Raw genomic sequence first — 17,836 nt, forward strand, 5'->3', positions numbered from 1 at the left:
GTGGGTCAAAAGGTAAATCCAGTCGGTCTTCGTATCGGAGTCATTCGTGATTGGGAATCTAAGTGGTACGCTGGTAAAGATTACGCTGACTTCCTGCACGAAGATTTAAAAATTCGTGAATTCATTAGCAAACGCCTTTCTGACGCTTCTGTTTCTAAAGTAGAAATCGAGCGTGCAGCAAACCGCGTTAACATTACGATCCACACTGCTAAGCCTGGTATGGTAATCGGTAAAGGCGGATCTGAAGTTGAAGCACTTCGTAAAGCCCTTAACAGCCTTACTGGCAAGCGTGTACACATTAACATTCTTGAAATCAAAAGAGCAGATCTTGATGCTCAGCTTGTAGCTGACAACATCGCTCGTCAACTAGAAAACCGTATTTCTTTCCGCCGTGCGCAGAAACAACAAATCCAACGCACTATGCGTGCTGGAGCACAAGGTGTGAAAACAATGGTTTCCGGCCGTCTTGGCGGAGCTGATATCGCTCGTTCTGAATACTACAGTGAAGGAACTGTTCCATTGCACACTTTACGTGCTGACATCGACTATGCAACATCTGAAGCTGACACAACTTACGGTAAGCTTGGTGTAAAAGTCTGGATCTATCGTGGAGAGGTTCTTCCTACTAAGAAGAAAACTGAGGAAGGAGGAAAATAATATGTTATTACCAAAACGCGTTAAATATCGCAGAGAGCATCGCGGAAAAATGCGCGGTCGCGCTAAAGGCGGTACTGAAGTACATTTTGGTGAGTACGGTATCCAGGCTCTTGAAGCTTCTTGGATCACGAACCGCCAAATCGAAGCTGCACGTATTGCGATGACTCGTTACATGAAACGTGGCGGTAAAGTTTGGATCAAAATTTTCCCTTCAAAACCTTACACTGCTAAACCGCTTGAGGTACGGATGGGTTCCGGTAAAGGGGCTCCTGAAGGCTGGGTAGCTGTTGTAAAACCGGGCAAAGTTTTATTTGAAATTTCTGGTGTGTCTGAAGAGGTAGCTCGTGAAGCTCTTCGTCTTGCATCTCACAAATTGCCAATTAAAACGAAGTTCGTAAAACGTGAAGAAATTGGTGGTGAATCAAATGAAAGCTAATGAAATTCGTGACCTTACCACTGCTGAAATTGAACAAAAAGTAAAGTCTCTTAAAGAAGAACTTTTCAATCTTCGCTTTCAATTAGCGACAGGACAACTTGAAAATACTGCTCGCATTCGTGAAGTGCGCAAAGCTATCGCGCGCATGAAAACTGTGATTCGTGAAAGAGAAATTGCTGCCAACAAATAATCACTGAGGGGAGGTCGTGAGCATGAGCGAACGTAACCAACGCAAAGTTTACCAAGGCCGTGTTGTTTCTGACAAAATGGATAAAACCATCACTGTTGTTGTTGAAACATACAAAAAGGATCCTATTTACGGTAAACGCGTAAAATACTCAAAGAAATTCAAAGCACATGATGAAAATAACCAAGCTAAAATCGGAGACATCGTAAAGATCATGGAAACTCGTCCATTATCTGCAACTAAGCGTTTTCGTCTAGTAGAAGTTGTCGAAGAAGCTGTTATTATCTAATAAAGTTCGGAATTCTTTTTCCGAAGGGAGGTAACAAATAATGATTCAACAAGAGACTCGTTTAAAAGTTGCTGACAACTCCGGTGCGCGTGAGGTACTTACTATTAAAGTTCTTGGCGGTTCTGGACGTAAAACGGCTAACATTGGTGATGTAATTGTTTGCACGGTTAAACAAGCAACACCAGGAGGCGTTGTCAAAAAAGGTGAAGTCGTAAGAGCTGTTATCGTTCGCACAAAAAGCGGAGCACGCAGAACTGACGGATCATACATCAGCTTCGATGAGAATGCATGTGTTATCATCCGTGACGACAAGAGCCCGCGTGGAACTCGTATCTTCGGACCGGTTGCCCGTGAATTACGTGAAAACAACTTCATGAAAATTGTTTCTCTGGCTCCAGAAGTTATCTAATGAAATAAATGCCTTACTCAAGGAGGTGCGATCAGGATGCATGTGAAAAAAGGCGATAAAGTAATGGTTATCTCTGGTAAAGATAAAGGCAAACAAGGTACGATCCTTGCTGCTTTCCCTAAAAAGGACCGCGTTCTAGTTGAGGGCGTAAACATGGTGAAGAAGCACTCTAAACCAACTCAAGCAAACCCTCAAGGCGGTATTTCTAATCAAGAGGCGCCAATTCATGTATCAAACGTTATGCCGCTCGATCCTAAAACAGGTGAAGTGACTCGCGTAGGATACAAAGTGGAAGATGGCAAAAAAGTTCGTGTTGCAAAAAAATCTGGGCAAGTCTTAGATAAATAGTATTTAAAGGAAGGGAGGTCTATCTCATGAACCGCCTTAAAGAAAAGTACAATAAAGAAATTTCACCTGCTTTAATGACGAAGTTCAACTACGACTCTGTTATGCAGGTGCCAAAAATCGAAAAAATCGTAATCAACATGGGTGTCGGTGATGCTGTTCAAAACGCAAAAGCAATCGACAGTGCTGTTGAAGAATTAACGTTTATCGCAGGTCAAAAACCTGTCGTTACTCGTGCGAAGAAATCAATTGCTGGATTCCGTCTTCGTGAGGGAATGCCTATCGGTGCGAAAGTAACTCTTCGCGGAGAGCGCATGTATGATTTCCTTGATAAACTTATTTCTGTATCTTTACCGCGTGTACGTGACTTCCGCGGGATTTCTAAGAAATCTTTCGACGGTCGCGGAAACTACACTCTTGGTATCAAAGAACAGTTAATCTTCCCTGAAATTGACTACGATAAAGTAACAAAGGTTCGCGGAATGGACATCGTTATCGTAACGACTGCTAACTCTGACGAAGAGGCTCGTGAGCTATTAACTCAAGTAGGTATGCCGTTCCAGAAATAATCAATGAAAGGGAGGCGAAATCGTGGCTAAAAAGTCAATGATTGCGAAACAACAACGTACACCAAAGTTTAAAGTGCAAGAGTACACTCGCTGTGAACGCTGCGGACGTCCGCACTCAGTCATTCGTAAATTTAAACTTTGCCGTATTTGTTTCCGTGAGCTTGCATATAAAGGACAAATTCCTGGCGTGAAAAAAGCCAGCTGGTAATCCCCAAGAATGGGAAGGAGGTAATTATATAATGGTTATGACAGATCCAATTGCAGATATGCTGACTCGTATTCGCAATGCAAACATGGTACGTCATGAGAAGCTTGAAATTCCTGCTTCTAAATTGAAAAGAGAAATTGCTGACATTTTAAAGCGTGAAGGTTTCATTCGTGACGTTGAGTTCGTAGAAGACAGCAAACAAGGTATCATCCGCGTTTTCTTGAAATACGGACAAAACAACGAGCGCGTTATCACTGGTCTTAAAAGAATCAGCAAACCAGGTTTGCGTGTATACGCTAAATCAAATGAAGTACCTCGCGTACTTAACGGTCTTGGAATCGCGATTATTTCTACATCACAAGGTGTTTTAACGGACAAAGAAGCCCGTGCAAAACAAGCTGGTGGAGAAGTTCTAGCATACGTTTGGTAAGAAGTTTAACAAGAATGGAGGTGTTTTAGTATGTCTCGTGTAGGTAAAAAACTGCTTGAGATCCCTTCTGGAGTTACAGTAACGCTGAACGAAGGCAACACTGTAGCTGTAAAAGGACCAAAAGGAGAATTAACTCGTACTTTCCATCCTGATATGGAAATCAAAATTGAGGACAACGTGCTTACAGTTACTCGTCCTTCTGATCACAAAGAGCACCGTGCGCTGCATGGTACGACTCGCAGTCTGCTTGGAAACATGGTTGAAGGCGTATCTAAAGGATTTGAAAGAGGTTTGGAATTAGTCGGTGTCGGTTATCGTGCGGCTAAATCCGGAAACAAACTTGTTTTAAACGTTGGATACTCTCACCCTGTTGAGATCGTTCCTGAAGAGGGCATCGAAATCGAAGTTCCTTCTCAAACTAAAGTAGTTGTAAAAGGTACAGACAAAGAGCGTGTAGGAGCTATCGCTGCTAACATCCGCGCTGTACGTTCTCCAGAGCCTTACAAAGGTAAAGGAATCCGCTACGAAGGTGAAGTTGTTCGCCGTAAAGAAGGTAAATCTGCTAAGTAAGACCGCTTAAAGTGAAGAAAGGAGTGACCTAAGGATGATTACGAAAACTAGCAAAAATGCTGCTCGTCAAAAAAGACATGCCCGTGTTCGTGCTAAACTTTCAGGCACAGCTGAAAGACCTCGTCTGAATGTGTTCCGTTCAAACAAACACATTTATGCTCAAATCATCGATGATGTAAATGGTGTTACACTTGCTAGTGCCTCTACTCTCGATAAAGATTTGAACGTGGAAAGCACTGGTGACAGCGCTGCTGCTGCTAAAGTCGGTGAACTCGTTGCGAAACGCGCTTCTGAGAAAGGTGTTTCTGACGTAGTATTTGACCGCGGCGGATACTTATACCATGGACGTGTAAAAGCTCTGGCCGATGCAGCTCGTGAAGCCGGACTGAAATTTTAATAAAAAAAGGAGGGACACATGATTATGCGTCGTATTGACCCAAGCAAATTAGAGTTAGAAGAACGCTTAGTTACGGTTAACCGCGTAGCGAAAGTTGTTAAAGGTGGTCGTCGTTTCCGTTTCGCAGCTCTAGTCGTTGTCGGTGACAAAAACGGTCACGTAGGTTTCGGTACTGGTAAAGCACAAGAAGTACCTGAAGCAATCCGCAAAGCTGTTGAAGATGCGAAAAAGAATTTGATTGAAGTACCAATGGTTGGAACTACGATTCCACACGAAATCATCGGACGTTTCGGTGCAGGCAATATCTTGTTGAAACCTGCTTCTGAAGGTACTGGAGTTATCGCTGGAGGCCCTGTACGTGCGGTACTTGAGCTTGCTGGCGTTGCTGATATCCTTTCTAAGTCTTTAGGTTCTAACACACCGATCAACATGATCCGTGCAACACTTCAAGGTTTAAGTGAGCTTAAACGTGCCGAAGACGTTGCGAAGCTTCGTGGAAAATCTGTAGAAGAACTGTTAGGATAAGGAGGGAACATTAATGGCTAAATTAGAAATTACCCTCAAACGCAGTGTAATCGGTCGCCCGGAAGATCAGCGCGTTACTGTAAGAACACTTGGTTTAAAGAAAACAAACCAAACTGTCGTTCATGAAGATAACGCTGCGATCCGCGGTATGATTAATAAAGTATCTCATCTAGTTTCTGTTAAAGAACAATAAAAATAAATTATAGGCTAAGGAGGTGTCCTAATGAAACTTCATGAATTAAAGCCTTCAGAAGGTTCACGTAAAGTACGCAATCGCGTAGGTCGTGGTATTGGTTCTGGTAACGGTAAAACAGCTGGTAAAGGTCACAAAGGTCAAAACGCTCGTTCTGGCGGCGGTGTACGCCCTGGATTCGAGGGGGGACAAATGCCTTTATTCCAACGTCTTCCTAAGCGCGGTTTTACAAACATCAACCGTAAGGAATACGCTATTGTGAACGTAGACAAATTGAACGGTTTTGCGGAAGGAACGGAAGTCACTCCTGAACTTCTTCTTGAGACTGGTGTTATTAGCAAACTTAATGCAGGAGTAAAGATTCTTGGCAACGGTAAATTAGAGAAAAAATTAACTGTAAAAGCCAATAAATTCTCTGCTTCTGCGAAAGAAGCTGTTGAAGCTGCTGGCGGTACAGCTGAGGTGATCTAACTTGTTTAAGACAATCTCCAACTTTATGCGTGTGAGTGATATTCGGAATAAAATCATTTTTACATTACTCATGCTTATCGTCTTTCGCATAGGTGCGTTTATCCCTGTGCCATATGTAAATGCTCAGGCGTTGCAGACACAAAGTTCGATGGGGGTTTTTGATCTCCTTAACACATTTGGCGGCGGTGCGCTTTATCAGTTCTCCATTTTTGCGATGGGAATTACACCTTACATCACTGCTTCGATCATCATTCAGCTGCTTCAGATGGATGTTGTGCCGAAGTTTACCGAGTGGTCTAAGCAAGGTGAAGTCGGCCGCCGTAAATTAGCTCAGTTCACGAGATATTTTACGATTGTGCTTGGTTTTATCCAGGCATTAGGTATGTCTTACGGGTTTAACAACCTGGCAAACGGTATGCTGATTGAAAAATCCGGCATATCGACATATCTGATTATTGCTTTAGTACTCACTGGAGGAACTGCTTTTTTAATGTGGCTGGGAGAACAAATTACTTCCAATGGAGTAGGTAACGGAATTTCGATCATCATCTTCGCGGGGATTGTGGCTAGTATTCCGAAAACTGTTGGGCAGATTTATGAGACTCAATTTGTCGGCAGCAGCGATCAGCTGTTTATTCATATTGTAAAAATCGCTTTACTGGTGATTGCGATTTTGGCCGTTATTGTTGGTGTTATTTTCATTCAGCAGGCCGTACGCAAAATCGCGATTCAATATGCAAAAGGGCAAGGTCGTTCACCTGTTGGCGGAGGCCAGTCAACTCACCTTCCGCTTAAAGTGAATCCGGCAGGGGTTATTCCGGTAATCTTTGCGGTTGCGTTCCTTATTACGCCGCGTACTATCGCGTCATTTTTCGGAGAAAACGATGTGACAAAGTGGATTCAAGCCAACTTTGACAATACACATCCGGTGGGCATGACGGTTTATGTCGCATTAATTATCGCCTTTACGTACTTCTATGCTTTTGTGCAGGTAAACCCTGAACAAATGGCTGATAACCTTAAAAAACAGGGTGGCTATATCCCGGGGGTTCGTCCAGGGAAAATGACTCAAGATAGAATTACGAGCATTTTGTATCGACTTACGTTTGTGGGTTCTATATTCTTAGCCGTGATTTCCATTCTTCCTATCTTTTTCATTCAATTCGCTGGATTGCCTCAAAGTGCACAGATTGGCGGAACATCATTGTTAATTGTCGTCGGGGTAGCCTTGGAGACAATGAAGCAGCTGGAGAGCCAGTTAGTGAAACGTAATTACCGAGGATTTATGAAAAATTAGAGGACTGGTTTTAACCATTCCTCTAAATAAGAGAGGACGGGGGAAATCCGAATGAACTTAGTCTTAATGGGACTTCCTGGAGCCGGTAAAGGCACACAGGGAGAACGAATTGTTGAGGATTATGGGATACCTCATATCTCAACGGGAGATATGTTCCGTGCTGCTATGAAAGAAGAAACACCACTCGGACTCGAAGCAAAGTCTTATATTGATAAAGGCGAGCTCGTACCGGACGAAGTCACAATCGGCATTGTCAAAGAAAGACTAGGCAAAGATGATTGTGAAAGAGGTTTTCTTCTGGACGGATTTCCGCGAACAGTCGCTCAGGCTGAAGCTCTTGAAAACATTCTTGAGGAATACGGCAAGCCGATTGATTATGTCATTAACATTAAAGTAGACAAAGACTCTTTAATGGAACGTTTGACTGGACGCAGAATTTGCAGTGTTTGCGGCACAACCTATCATTTGGTTTTCAATCCGCCGAAAACGCCGGGTGTTTGTGATAAAGACGGAGGAGACCTTTATCAACGGGCAGATGATAATGAGGAAACCGTCTCAAAACGGCTTGAGGTCAACATGAAGCAGACTCAGCCTTTACTCGATTTTTATTCTGAGAAAGGGTATCTTGTCAACGTCAATGGCCAGCAGGACATTAACGACGTGTACAAAGATGTGAAAGAGCTTCTTGGAGGATTGAGCAAATGATTATCTGTAAGACCCCTCGTGAGCTTAGCATCATGCGGGAGGCAGGGCGAATCGTGGCTTTGACTCATGAAGAGATGAAAAAGCACATTAAACCAGGAATCTCGACAAAAGAATTGGATCAAATTGCCGAACGTTTTATTGAGAAGCAGGGTGCAATCCCATCTTTTAAGGGGTATAATGGGTTTCGCGGGAGCATCTGTGTATCAGTTAATGAAGAACTCGTTCACGGAATTCCCGGTAAAAGGGTTTTGCGTGACGGTGACATTATCAGCATTGATATCGGTGCTAAATTAAATGGTTATCATGGTGACTCTGCTTGGACATATCCGGTAGGAAACATCAGTGATGATGATAAACGACTGCTGGAAGTGACAGAGGAGTCTTTATATAAAGGCTTGAAGGAAGCAAAACCAGGTGAACGTTTGTCGAATATTTCCCACGCAATACAAACGTATGTCGAAAATGAGCAGTTTTCAGTTGTTAGGGAGTATGTCGGACATGGTGTTGGTCAAGACTTGCATGAGGATCCGCAAATTCCTCATTACGGTCCGCCAAACAAAGGACCTAGGCTGAAGCCTGGTATGGTTCTCGCTATAGAACCGATGGTTAACGCTGGCAGCCGATATGTGAAAACATTGGCTGATAACTGGACGGTTGTAACGGTAGATGGGAAAAAGTGTGCTCATTTTGAACATACGATTGCGATTACGGAAACGGGTTTTGATATACTGACAAAAGTCTAGATGATGAAATGAATTCCGTGACACATGTTTTTCATTCCGCACCTGGGCAGATTGTAGGTTTACAATTGGTCGGAGGAAAAACCGGCTAGCTGCTGTTATCGGAATGACGATTCATCATCATGTACTAAAGCAGACGGAGAAAAGCGTACATTTCATTCTCCTTAGAAAAAGAATATCAATCATTCACCCTTTATGATTGCGTATCTCCGGAAGTTCAGAACAGTATAAACGAAACAGGGCGTGTGACAAACGGATAACTGAGATTTTCTCTTTTGAAATTTGTCAGAGAGCAAGTTACTGATTTGAAGAAGGGAGAACACTTGAATGGCGAAAGACGATGTAATTGAAGTGGAAGGTACGATAGTCGAAACTCTGCCAAACGCGATGTTCAAAGTTGAACTCGAAAATGGCCATACGGTTTTGGCTCACGTATCTGGTAAAATCCGCATGCACTTCATTCGCATTTTACCTGGAGACAAAGTTACGGTAGAATTATCTCCATATGACTTAACTCGTGGCAGGATTACGTACCGTTACAAATAAAGCACTCCGGAAACTGAAGGAGGTTGGAAACACATGAAAGTGAGACCATCAGTTAAACCAATCTGCGAGAAATGTAAAGTTATTCGCAGAAAAGGAAAAGTAATGGTGATCTGTGAAAATCCAAAGCATAAACAAAAACAAGGATAATTAATAAGGAGGTGCCCAGAGAATGGCTCGTATTGCTGGTGTAGATATCCCACGTGACAAACGTGTTGTTATTTCTTTAACATATGTCTTCGGAATTGGCCGCACAACGGCTCAGCAAGTCTTGAAAGAGGCTGGTGTTTCTGAAGATACTCGTGTGCGTGATCTTACTGAAGAAGAACTTGGTAAAATCCGTGATGTTATTGACAAACTGAAAGTAGAAGGTGACCTTCGCCGTGAAGTTTCTCTTAACATCAAGCGTCTGATCGAAATCGGAAGCTACCGCGGAATCCGCCATCGCAGAGGTTTGCCTGTTCGCGGACAAAACTCTAAAAACAATGCGCGTACTCGTAAAGGTCCGCGTCGTACTGTAGCTAACAAGAAAAAATAAGTAAGGGAGGTACCTAAACAATGGCTGCTGCTCGTAAACAAAACACGCGTAAACGTCGCGTGAAAAAGAATATTGAGTCAGGAATCGCTCATATTCGTTCAACTTTCAACAACACGATCGTTACGATCACTGATACTCATGGTAATGCTATTTCTTGGTCAAGTGCCGGAGCTCTAGGATTCAGAGGTTCTCGTAAATCGACTCCTTTTGCTGCGCAAATGGCTGCTGAAACAGCTGCTAAAGGTTCAATCGAACACGGACTTAAAACTCTTGAAGTAACTGTTAAAGGACCAGGTTCTGGCCGTGAAGCTGCAATCCGTGCTTTACAAGCTGCCGGACTTGAAGTTACAGCTATCAGAGACGTAACTCCTGTTCCTCATAATGGATGCCGTCCACCAAAACGTCGCCGCGTGTAATTTGTTTGTATAGATTTTGTGTCCCTGTCAATAATGGGTTATGATACAGTTATTTATGAAACGAATGCACCGACTCGTTGCCTGAGCACATACGGGACTAAACAATGGGGAATTTCGGATGGAATCTCATATGATTCTATTCGAGGTTTCGACGTTTTGAAGGAGGGTTTTAAGTAATGATCGAGATTGAAAAACCAAAAATCGAAACGGTTGAAATCAGCGACGATGCCAAATTTGGTAAGTTTGTCGTAGAGCCGCTTGAGCGTGGATATGGTACAACTCTGGGTAACTCCTTACGTCGTATCCTCTTATCCTCACTCCCTGGTGCCGCTGTAACATCGATCCAGATAGATGGTGTACTGCACGAATTCTCGACAATCGAAGGCGTTGTGGAAGATGTTACAACGATAATCTTGCACATTAAAAAGCTTGCATTGAAAATCTACTCTGATGAAGAGAAGACGCTTGAAATTGATGTACAGGGCGAAGGAACTGTCACAGCAGCTGATATTACACACGACAGCGATGTTGAAATCCTTAATCCGGATCTTCATATCGCGACTCTTGGTGAGAATGCGAGTTTCCGAGTTCGCCTTACTGCACAAAGAGGACGTGGGTATACACCTGCTGATTCGAACAAAAGAGACGATCAGCCAATCGGCGTGATTCCGATCGATTCAATCTTTACGCCAGTTTCTCGTTTATCTTATCAGGTAGAAAACACTCGTGTAGGCCAGGTTGCAAACTATGACAAACTTACACTTGATGTTTGGACTGACGGAAGCACTGGACCGAAGGAAGCAATTGCTCTCGGTTCAAAGATTTTAACTGAACACCTTAATATATTCGTCGGTTTAACTGACGAAGCTCAGCATGCTGAAATCATGGTTGAAAAAGAAGAGGACCAAAAAGAAAAAGTTCTTGAAATGACGATTGAGGAACTTGATCTTTCTGTCCGTTCTTACAACTGCTTGAAGCGTGCGGGCATTAACACGGTTCAAGAACTTGCGAACAAGACGGAAGAAGATATGATGAAAGTTCGCAACCTGGGACGCAAATCACTTGAAGAAGTGAAAGCGAAACTTGAAGAACTTGGACTCGGCCTTCGCAAAGACGATTGATCTAGTTTCCATGTGAACTAGGATTTTCGTGTGTTTTTTAATTAGAAACAGCATTCCATTAAAGGAGGGGACATCACATGTCATACAGAAAACTAGGACGTACGAGTTCACAGCGTAAAGCTATGCTTCGTGATCTTACAACAGATTTGATCATCAACGAAAGAATTGAAACAACTGAAACACGTGCGAAAGAACTTCGCTCTGTTGTTGAAAAGATGATCACTCTTGGTAAGCGCGGTGACTTGCATGCTCGTCGTCAAGCTGCTGCATACATTCGCAACGAGGTTGCTAATGAAGAAAATAACCAAGATGCACTTCAAAAATTATTCTCTGACATTGCAACTCGTTACGAGGAGCGCCAAGGCGGATACACACGTATTATGAAGCTTGGTCCTCGCCGTGGTGACGGTGCACCAATGGCAATCATCGAATTGGTTTAATCACATATTTTTGTGTATCTAAAGAAGGGCGGGACAGTTTCTAACTGGATCTATGCCCTTTTTTTAGATATCAGAACTTTTTATCATGAGACAGAAAAGCAGAGCTATAGCTGAGAGGAGGTCAGGCGCCCGTGGATCAAAAACAGCTTATATCCGTAAAAGACATTCTATTCCGTTACCGCAAAGATGCAGAAAGACCGGCGCTGGACGGTGTGAGTCTGGAGGTATACGAAGGAGAATGGCTTGCTATCGTAGGCCACAACGGTTCAGGGAAGTCGACTTTGGCCAGAGCGCTGAACGGGCTGATTTTGCCTGAGGCCGGAGAAATTGAAGTCGGCGGCATCAAGCTGACTGAGGATACCGTGTGGGATGTGCGAAAAAAAATAGGGATGGTCTTTCAGAATCCCGATAACCAATTTGTCGGAACGACTGTTCGCGATGATGTGGCTTTTGGTTTAGAAAACAATGGTGTTCCGCGCGAAGAAATGATTGAGAGAGTAGATTGGGCTGTCACACAAGTCAATATGCAGGATTTTCTTGATCAAGAGCCGCACCATCTCTCCGGAGGTCAAAAACAAAGAGTGGCGATCGCGGGAATTATTGCCGCGCGTCCTGATATTATGATTTTGGATGAAGCGACATCCATGCTTGACCCGATTGGGAGAGAAGAAGTCCTTGATACTGTCAGACGCTTAAAAGATCAGGGCATGGCCACCGTCATTTCGATAACACATGACCTGGAAGAAGCCGCAAGGGCGGACAGGATCATTGTGATGAACGGCGGCAGGAAATATGCAGAGGGCACGCCTGAAGAGATTTTTAAATTAAATGAAGACTTGGTTCGCATCGGTCTTGATTTGCCTTTCTCATTCCAGCTCAGCCTGCTTTTGAAAGAAAGCGGACTGGCGTTAACGAAAAACCATCTGACTCAGGAAGGGCTGGTGAATGAGCTGTGGACATTAAAATCAAAGATGTAGAACACCGCTATCAAATGAAGACACCGTTTGAACGGCTTGCTCTGTATGATATCAATGCCGTGATAAAAGAGGGCAGCTACGTTGCCGTCATCGGGCATACAGGGTCGGGCAAATCGACGCTCCTGCAGCATTTAAACGGTTTGCTGAAACCGACTAAAGGACAGCTTGAGCTCGGGAGCACGATTCTGGCAGCCGGTAAAAAAAATAAAGACCTTAAGACTTTGCGAAAAAAAGTCGGAATCGTTTTCCAATTTCCCGAACATCAGCTGTTTGAAGAGACTGTGCTGAAAGACATCGCATTCGGACCGATGAATTTCGGTGTAAAAAAAGAAGATGCTGAACGGAAAGCAAAAGAAATGCTGGGGCTTGTGGGCCTTCCGGAAGACATTTTGGATCGTTCACCGTTCGAGCTCAGCGGCGGCCAGATGCGCAGAGTGGCGATTGCCGGCGTTCTCGCGATGGAGCCGGAAGTGCTGGTTTTGGATGAACCGACGGCCGGTCTTGATCCGAGAGGGCGCCAGGACATTATGGACATGTTCTATGCGCTTCATCAGCGGGGAAACCTGACTACCGTTCTCGTCACCCACAGCATGGAGGACGCCGCCCGCTATGCTGACGAAATGATCGTCATGCACAAAGGAACCATTAAAGCGACGGGAAGTCCGCGTGACTTGTTTGTAAAAGGTGAAGAGATGGCCGAAATGGGACTGGATCTTCCTGAGTCGGTGAAGTTTCAGAGACGGCTTGAGAAGGCTCTCGGAGTCAAGTATGAGAAACCCATGCTGACCCTGCAGGATGCCGCCAGTGAAATTAAGGCTTTCTTTCAGGAGGAAAAGGACCAATGATGGACAGCATGATTATCGGAAAGTATGTTCCCGGATCATCGCTTATTCACCGATTGGACCCGCGAACAAAACTTGTCAGCATCTTTCTTTTTGTATGTATCGTTTTTTTGGCAAACAACGTACAGACGTACGCTTTGCTCGGTTTGTTTACATTCGGGGTGATCGCCTTAACACGAGTGCCGTTCAGCTTTTTGCTGAAGGGACTTAAGCCGATTATCTGGATTGTGGCGTTTACCTTTTTATTACACATTTTCATGACGCATGAAGGATCTGTCATTTTTCAGCTTGGCTGGTTTAAAGTGTATGAGGGCGGACTTATACAGGGGATTTTTATCTCCCTCCGTTTCGTTTACCTTATCTTTATGACAACGCTGCTGACGCTGACAACAACGCCGATTGAAATAACGGATGGAATGGAGCAGCTCTTGAATCCTTTTAAAAAGGTGAAGCTGCCTGTACACGAACTCGCATTGATGATGTCGATATCATTACGATTTATCCCGACATTGATGGAAGAGACAGATAAAATCATGAAGGCGCAAATGGCGAGGGGTGCGGACTTTACAAGCGGCCCGGTGAAAGACAGAATCAAAGCGGTTGTTCCGCTGCTTGTCCCGCTGTTTGTCAGCGCCTTTAAACGCGCGGAAGAGCTTGCGGTCGCCATGGAGGCGAGAGGCTACCAGGGCGGTGAGGGGAGAACGAAATACAGAAAGCTCGTCTGGACCGGAAAGGATACCGGAGCCATTCTGCTCATCATCGTATTAGCCGTGTTATTGTTTTTCTTAAGAAGTTAGAGGTGCTGCTGAATGAGAGTGAAATGTACCATTGCTTATGACGGGCATTTATTTAACGGATATCAGGTTCAGCCTGGAAAGCGGACCGTTCAAAGTGAATTGGAAAAAGCGCTGGCCGTCATCCACAAAACGGATGGCAGGGTGCCTGTTATCTCATCGGGCCGCACGGACAGCGATGTTCATGCTGCCGGGCAGGTCATTCATTTTGATACGCCGCTGTCCATCCCGGCTGAGAAATGGCCGTTTGCGCTCAATGCCCTGCTGCCTGATGATATTGCCGTCAAAACAGCAGAGATTGCGGATGATGGGTTCCATGCACGATTTAGCGCGGTCCAAAAGGAATATCGCTACTTTGTATATACGGAGAAACACCCGGACGTATTTAAACGACATTACGCTTACCATTTTGCATATCAGCTTAATGTGCAGAAAATGAGGGAAGCTTCAAGGCACCTCATCGGGACACATGATTTCACAAGCTTTTGCGCGGCTGATACCGCGGTTCAGGATAAGGTCAGAACGATTTACGAGCTGGATTGGACTGAGACCGGAGACGGCCTGCAGATGAGGATCACCGGAAACGGTTTTCTCTATAATATGGTCAGAATCATTGCCGGAACGTTATTGGATACAGGAGCTGGAAAATTTTCTCCCGATGATGTAAAAGCAATGCTCAAAGCGAAGGATCGCGAAGCCGCGGGGCGCACCGCACCGGGGCACGGGCTGTATTTATGGAGCGTTTGCTATGACAACTAAACCAGGTGTAACATTTTCTTGACAGAGTCTGCATAAAGTTATAAGATATCATATGGTATGTATTTCAACCCCACGATAAGCCCCGGAACTTATTGTGTTGTGAAATAGAACGTAACAGAAGTTTATGAAAAAATGACAGATCATTTAGGAGGGAATTAAATGCGTACAACACCTATGGCTAACGCAAGTACTATTGAACGCAAGTGGTTAGTTGTTGATGCAGCAGGCAAGACTTTAGGACGTCTTTCTACAGAAGTTGCATCTATCCTTCGCGGGAAACACAAACCGACTTACACACCGCACGTTGATACTGGAGATCATGTGATCATCATCAACGCTGAAAAAATCGAGTTAACTGGTAAAAAGTTAACTGATAAAATCTACTACCGTCACACAATGCACCCAGGCGGTCTGAAATCAAGAACAGCTCTTGAAATGCGTACAAACTACCCTGAGAAAATGCTTGAGCTTGCTATCAAAGGCATGCTTCCAAAAGGTTCTCTAGGTCGTCAAATGTTCAAGAAATTGAACGTATACCGTGGTTCTGAGCATCCACATGAAGCACAAAAACCTGAAGTTTACGAACTTCGCGGTTAATTAAAAAGGAGGTTACCAATTTGGCACAGGTTCAATATTACGGTACTGGCCGTCGTAAAAGTTCTGTAGCGCGTGTGCGCTTAGTTCCAGGAGAAGGTCGTATCGTCGTTAATAATCGTGAAATCAGCGAGCACATTCCATCTCCGGCTCTAATCGAAGATATCAAACAACCATTAACTTTAACTGAAACAGCTGGTACTTATGATGTTTTAGTAAACGTACATGGAGGCGGCTTATCTGGTCAAGCTGGAGCAATCCGTCACGGTATCGCTCGTGCTTTGCTTGAAGCAGATCCAGAATACCGTGCAACACTTAAACGTGCTGGTCTTCTGACTCGTGACGCTCGTATGAAAGAACGTAAAAAATACGGTCTTAAAGGCGCTCGTCGTGCACCTCAGTTCTCAAAACGTTAATCGTTTTGGATTGCAAAAACCACAACTTCTTGGTTGTGGTTTTTTTGTATTTTTTTCTCATATCGAAGAGGTTATCCGATGTTTTTCTAGAATTGTTTGTTATACTCTATTCATTACCAATAAGGAGCGCAGTTATAATGAATAAGTTAGTCATACATAACAGCAAGGCATGGGATAAAAAAGTCGAAACAGGCAATGAATGGACGGTTGCGGTTGATTCTCATACGATTGGTGAAGCAAAAAAAGGCAATTGGAGCATCAGAATGACCCCCGGAAAAGATGTGCCGGCGGATTGGTTTCCGCCCATAGACGGTCTGAAGGTTCTTTGTCTTGCTTCAGGAGGAGGACAGCAAGGGCCGGTCCTTGCTGCTGCAGGAGCGGACGTCACCATCTTTGACAATTCGGAAAAACAGCTTGCGCAAGACAGAATGGTTGCCGGGCGGGACGATCTTACGCTTCGGACTGTCAAAGGCAGCATGAATGATCTGAGCTGTTTTGATGATGAGACATTTGATTTTATCGTGCACCCGGTATCGAATTGCTTTGTTGATACGGTTCTTCCGGTATGGAAAGAAGCTCATCGCGTATTGAAAAAAGGCGGGTCTTTAGTCTCCGGTTTTGTAAATCCCGTCGTGTTCTTATTTGATATGGATTTAGAGCAGGAAGGCGTACTAAAAGTAAAGTATTCCATTCCGTTTTCGGATGAAAAAGATCTGAGTAAGAAAAAGGTAAAGGAACTTATTGATAATCATGAAGCGCTTGAATTCGGCCATACGCTGGAGGATCAAATTAAAGGTCAGATTGACGCAGGCTTTATGGTTGCCGGTTTTTACGAGGACAAAGGCGGCCTCGTGCTGGATGAATACATTAATACATACTCCGTAACAAGAAGCATTAAAATATAAAAACGGCATCCCGTCAGAGGTGCTGTTTTTTTGCGGCTTTTTCCTGCGGACGGCTGATCACATTAGCCGAAACCGGTTCTATTCCAATTTCTCTGGCCCAAACCGACAGTTGTCCCATATGGTGAATCTCATGCGCAAGGATGTGGCGGAGAATATCTTCTTTAGGAAAGGTTTGGTCCATCCAGTCCGGCTTAACAAGATCCGCCCCTTTGCGGGAGACCGCATGAATGACATCCTCCCGATACTGTTCAGACAGCTTTCTGAGATCCTGAATGCTCGTATAGCCAGACTCAGCGGGTAAAACATCATCTTTACCTAAAATGGCACGAGCCCAGCTGATCTCGACATCAATGATATGAAATAAAGTCCGCAAGATGCTCTCCATTCCGCCCGTCCGGGTTTTCGTCAGTTCCTCCCGGCTCAGCTTTTCACATATCATAAACCACTCGTCACGCACCGTCCAATTGTATTGAAACAGCTTTTTCATCACGTCACCTCAGCTCTTTATTCTTCCAGTTAACATGAAACTCCTTCATTTGGGAGGATTTCCACTATCAACAAAGCATGCTTTTTCCCTTTTCCTTTCAAAATAACAGTAAAAAGGAGCGTGGCTGGCAATGGCAGAAGTATTATCTTTTTCAGACGTGAAACGGCAGAAGGATTTTGAGCTTGAGAAGAGTTTACTAAAGGAGCTGTCACTGACGCAGATCATTCAGTCCGTAAAAGCATGTCTTACCCCTTTGTTTCCCTTTCTTCAAGACGAAAACGGCATTCTGAGTGAAGGATGCATAGATTTTGCAATTGAAGCGTATTTATTAGGCGGCAGGTTCGGCGTCTTTGGCTATTATGGTGAGTCTTTGCAGAGGGCAAACGCCCGTTCGGCTGAAGAAGAGGAAGAACTGACGGCCGATTTTTTTGAATATCTTTGCAATTGGACGCATGAGCAATATTCTTCCGTTGAACAAAAAGAAATCTATGAAGCGTCCTGCCGGTTTATCAACAGCTGGTGGACGGAAGGATTTCTGCAAAGGGAAAAACAATGTAAGCTCCGCATGAGGTAATC

Annotated in this window: 32 protein-coding genes and 1 pseudogene; 32 read left to right on the forward strand and 1 reads right to left on the reverse strand. The window is 44.2% G+C overall.

Annotated features, from left to right (window positions below; genetic code table 11):
• From rpsC to VP472_RS00930, 31 genes and pseudogenes are all read left to right on the forward strand, one after another.
• Nucleotides 1-657 (forward strand): 30S ribosomal protein S3, encoded by a 657-nt coding sequence (gene rpsC, locus VP472_RS00780; RefSeq protein WP_003156476.1) that lies wholly within the window; start codon nt 1-3, stop codon nt 655-657.
• A 1-nt stretch (nt 658) separates the two neighbouring features.
• Nucleotides 659-1,093, forward strand: coding sequence for a 50S ribosomal protein L16 (rplP, locus tag VP472_RS00785; protein ID WP_003156478.1), 435 nt, complete (start codon nt 659-661; stop codon nt 1,091-1,093).
• Complete coding sequence (rpmC, locus tag VP472_RS00790) at nt 1,083-1,283, forward strand: 50S ribosomal protein L29 (RefSeq protein WP_003156482.1); 201 nt, start codon at nt 1,083-1,085, stop codon at nt 1,281-1,283. The genes rplP and rpmC overlap by 11 nt, the downstream gene beginning before the upstream one ends.
• 22 nt (nt 1,284-1,305) lie before the next feature.
• On the forward strand, nt 1,306-1,569 hold the full coding sequence (gene rpsQ, locus VP472_RS00795; protein WP_003156484.1) for a 30S ribosomal protein S17: 264 nt from the start codon (nt 1,306-1,308) through the stop codon (nt 1,567-1,569).
• A gap of 40 nt (nt 1,570-1,609) precedes the next feature.
• The gene (gene rplN / locus VP472_RS00800; protein WP_007410404.1) at nt 1,610-1,978 is read left to right on the forward strand and encodes a 50S ribosomal protein L14; all 369 of its coding nucleotides are present in this window, start codon (nt 1,610-1,612) and stop codon (nt 1,976-1,978) included.
• Nucleotides 1,979-2,014: 36 nt separating this feature from the next.
• Nucleotides 2,015-2,326, forward strand: a complete 312-nt coding sequence (rplX, locus tag VP472_RS00805) for a 50S ribosomal protein L24 (RefSeq protein ID WP_003156486.1) — start codon at nt 2,015-2,017, stop codon at nt 2,324-2,326.
• 26 nt (nt 2,327-2,352) lie between these two features.
• A complete protein-coding gene (rplE, locus tag VP472_RS00810; RefSeq protein ID WP_003156487.1) occupies nt 2,353-2,892 on the forward strand; it encodes a 50S ribosomal protein L5 in 540 nt (179 codons plus the stop codon).
• 22 nt (nt 2,893-2,914) lie between these two features.
• The gene (rpsN, locus tag VP472_RS00815; protein ID WP_003156488.1) at nt 2,915-3,100 is read left to right on the forward strand and encodes a 30S ribosomal protein S14; all 186 of its coding nucleotides are present in this window, start codon (nt 2,915-2,917) and stop codon (nt 3,098-3,100) included.
• 31 nt (nt 3,101-3,131) lie between these two features.
• The gene (rpsH, locus tag VP472_RS00820) at nt 3,132-3,530 is read left to right on the forward strand and encodes a 30S ribosomal protein S8 (RefSeq protein WP_003156489.1); all 399 of its coding nucleotides are present in this window, start codon (nt 3,132-3,134) and stop codon (nt 3,528-3,530) included.
• Between the two features lie 30 nt (nt 3,531-3,560).
• Nucleotides 3,561-4,100, forward strand: a complete 540-nt coding sequence (rplF, locus tag VP472_RS00825; protein ID WP_003156490.1) for a 50S ribosomal protein L6 — start codon at nt 3,561-3,563, stop codon at nt 4,098-4,100.
• 34 nt (nt 4,101-4,134) lie between these two features.
• Nucleotides 4,135-4,497, forward strand: a complete 363-nt coding sequence (gene rplR / locus VP472_RS00830; RefSeq protein ID WP_003156492.1) for a 50S ribosomal protein L18 — start codon at nt 4,135-4,137, stop codon at nt 4,495-4,497.
• A gap of 24 nt (nt 4,498-4,521) precedes the next feature.
• A complete protein-coding gene (gene rpsE / locus VP472_RS00835; RefSeq protein ID WP_003328273.1) occupies nt 4,522-5,022 on the forward strand; it encodes a 30S ribosomal protein S5 in 501 nt (166 codons plus the stop codon).
• 13 nt (nt 5,023-5,035) lie between these two features.
• The gene (gene rpmD / locus VP472_RS00840; protein ID WP_003156497.1) at nt 5,036-5,215 is read left to right on the forward strand and encodes a 50S ribosomal protein L30; all 180 of its coding nucleotides are present in this window, start codon (nt 5,036-5,038) and stop codon (nt 5,213-5,215) included.
• Nucleotides 5,216-5,245: 30 nt separating this feature from the next.
• The gene (rplO, locus tag VP472_RS00845) at nt 5,246-5,686 is read left to right on the forward strand and encodes a 50S ribosomal protein L15 (RefSeq protein ID WP_003156499.1); all 441 of its coding nucleotides are present in this window, start codon (nt 5,246-5,248) and stop codon (nt 5,684-5,686) included.
• 1 nt (nt 5,687) lies between these two features.
• A complete protein-coding gene (secY, locus tag VP472_RS00850) occupies nt 5,688-6,983 on the forward strand; it encodes a preprotein translocase subunit SecY (RefSeq protein ID WP_003156501.1) in 1,296 nt (431 codons plus the stop codon).
• A 51-nt stretch (nt 6,984-7,034) separates the two neighbouring features.
• Entirely contained in the window at nt 7,035-7,688 is a 654-nt protein-coding gene (locus VP472_RS00855; protein ID WP_007410407.1) for an adenylate kinase, read from the forward strand.
• Entirely contained in the window at nt 7,685-8,431 is a 747-nt protein-coding gene (gene map, locus VP472_RS00860; RefSeq protein ID WP_003156505.1) for a type I methionyl aminopeptidase, read from the forward strand. The genes VP472_RS00855 and map overlap by 4 nt, the downstream gene beginning before the upstream one ends.
• 64 nt (nt 8,432-8,495) lie before the next feature.
• A pseudogene (locus VP472_RS00865) lies at nt 8,496-8,778 on the forward strand (KOW domain-containing RNA-binding protein).
• A complete protein-coding gene (gene infA, locus VP472_RS00870) occupies nt 8,756-8,974 on the forward strand; it encodes a translation initiation factor IF-1 (protein ID WP_003156508.1) in 219 nt (72 codons plus the stop codon). The pseudogene VP472_RS00865 and the gene infA overlap by 23 nt, the downstream one beginning before the upstream one ends.
• A 33-nt stretch (nt 8,975-9,007) precedes the next feature.
• On the forward strand, nt 9,008-9,121 hold the full coding sequence (gene rpmJ, locus VP472_RS00875) for a 50S ribosomal protein L36 (protein ID WP_003156543.1): 114 nt from the start codon (nt 9,008-9,010) through the stop codon (nt 9,119-9,121).
• A gap of 22 nt (nt 9,122-9,143) precedes the next feature.
• The gene (gene rpsM, locus VP472_RS00880; RefSeq protein WP_003156545.1) at nt 9,144-9,509 is read left to right on the forward strand and encodes a 30S ribosomal protein S13; all 366 of its coding nucleotides are present in this window, start codon (nt 9,144-9,146) and stop codon (nt 9,507-9,509) included.
• Nucleotides 9,510-9,529: 20 nt separating this feature from the next.
• On the forward strand, nt 9,530-9,925 hold the full coding sequence (rpsK, locus tag VP472_RS00885; protein ID WP_003156547.1) for a 30S ribosomal protein S11: 396 nt from the start codon (nt 9,530-9,532) through the stop codon (nt 9,923-9,925).
• A gap of 176 nt (nt 9,926-10,101) precedes the next feature.
• Nucleotides 10,102-11,046: a DNA-directed RNA polymerase subunit alpha gene (locus VP472_RS00890; RefSeq protein WP_003156549.1), complete on the forward strand. Its 945-nt coding sequence runs from the start codon at nt 10,102-10,104 to the stop codon at nt 11,044-11,046.
• A gap of 77 nt (nt 11,047-11,123) precedes the next feature.
• Nucleotides 11,124-11,486: a 50S ribosomal protein L17 gene (gene rplQ / locus VP472_RS00895; RefSeq protein WP_003156550.1), complete on the forward strand. Its 363-nt coding sequence runs from the start codon at nt 11,124-11,126 to the stop codon at nt 11,484-11,486.
• A 131-nt stretch (nt 11,487-11,617) separates the two neighbouring features.
• Nucleotides 11,618-12,463: an energy-coupling factor ABC transporter ATP-binding protein gene (locus tag VP472_RS00900; RefSeq protein WP_007615256.1), complete on the forward strand. Its 846-nt coding sequence runs from the start codon at nt 11,618-11,620 to the stop codon at nt 12,461-12,463.
• A complete protein-coding gene (locus VP472_RS00905) occupies nt 12,439-13,308 on the forward strand; it encodes an energy-coupling factor ABC transporter ATP-binding protein (protein WP_014416754.1) in 870 nt (289 codons plus the stop codon). The genes VP472_RS00900 and VP472_RS00905 overlap by 25 nt, the downstream gene beginning before the upstream one ends.
• The gene (locus VP472_RS00910) at nt 13,305-14,102 is read left to right on the forward strand and encodes an energy-coupling factor transporter transmembrane component T family protein (protein WP_014304219.1); all 798 of its coding nucleotides are present in this window, start codon (nt 13,305-13,307) and stop codon (nt 14,100-14,102) included. The genes VP472_RS00905 and VP472_RS00910 overlap by 4 nt, the downstream gene beginning before the upstream one ends.
• A 12-nt stretch (nt 14,103-14,114) precedes the next feature.
• A complete protein-coding gene (gene truA, locus VP472_RS00915; protein ID WP_070081274.1) occupies nt 14,115-14,858 on the forward strand; it encodes a tRNA pseudouridine(38-40) synthase TruA in 744 nt (247 codons plus the stop codon).
• 159 nt (nt 14,859-15,017) lie between these two features.
• On the forward strand, nt 15,018-15,455 hold the full coding sequence (gene rplM, locus VP472_RS00920; protein WP_003156556.1) for a 50S ribosomal protein L13: 438 nt from the start codon (nt 15,018-15,020) through the stop codon (nt 15,453-15,455).
• Between the two features lie 20 nt (nt 15,456-15,475).
• Nucleotides 15,476-15,868 carry a 30S ribosomal protein S9 gene (gene rpsI, locus VP472_RS00925; protein ID WP_003225846.1) on the forward strand — a complete coding sequence of 131 codons (393 nt, stop codon included), beginning with the start codon at nt 15,476-15,478 and terminating at the stop codon, nt 15,866-15,868.
• 137 nt (nt 15,869-16,005) lie between these two features.
• A complete protein-coding gene (locus tag VP472_RS00930; RefSeq protein WP_146276005.1) occupies nt 16,006-16,773 on the forward strand; it encodes a class I SAM-dependent methyltransferase in 768 nt (255 codons plus the stop codon).
• 13 nt (nt 16,774-16,786) lie between these two features.
• Here VP472_RS00930 and VP472_RS00935 read toward each other — a convergent pair whose 3' ends face one another.
• Entirely contained in the window at nt 16,787-17,260 is a 474-nt protein-coding gene (locus VP472_RS00935) for a DinB family protein (RefSeq protein WP_077721698.1), read from the reverse strand.
• A gap of 130 nt (nt 17,261-17,390) precedes the next feature.
• Here VP472_RS00935 and VP472_RS00940 point away from each other — a divergent pair, with 130 nt between their 5' ends.
• Nucleotides 17,391-17,834, forward strand: a complete 444-nt coding sequence (locus VP472_RS00940) for a DUF2521 family protein (RefSeq protein ID WP_061861089.1) — start codon at nt 17,391-17,393, stop codon at nt 17,832-17,834.
• Nucleotides 17,835-17,836 lie beyond the last annotated feature (2 nt).

Origin of the sequence: Bacillus sp. MT(2024) (assembly GCF_036362845.1) — a bacterium.
GTDB lineage: Bacteria > Bacillota > Bacilli > Bacillales > Bacillaceae > Bacillus > Bacillus velezensis.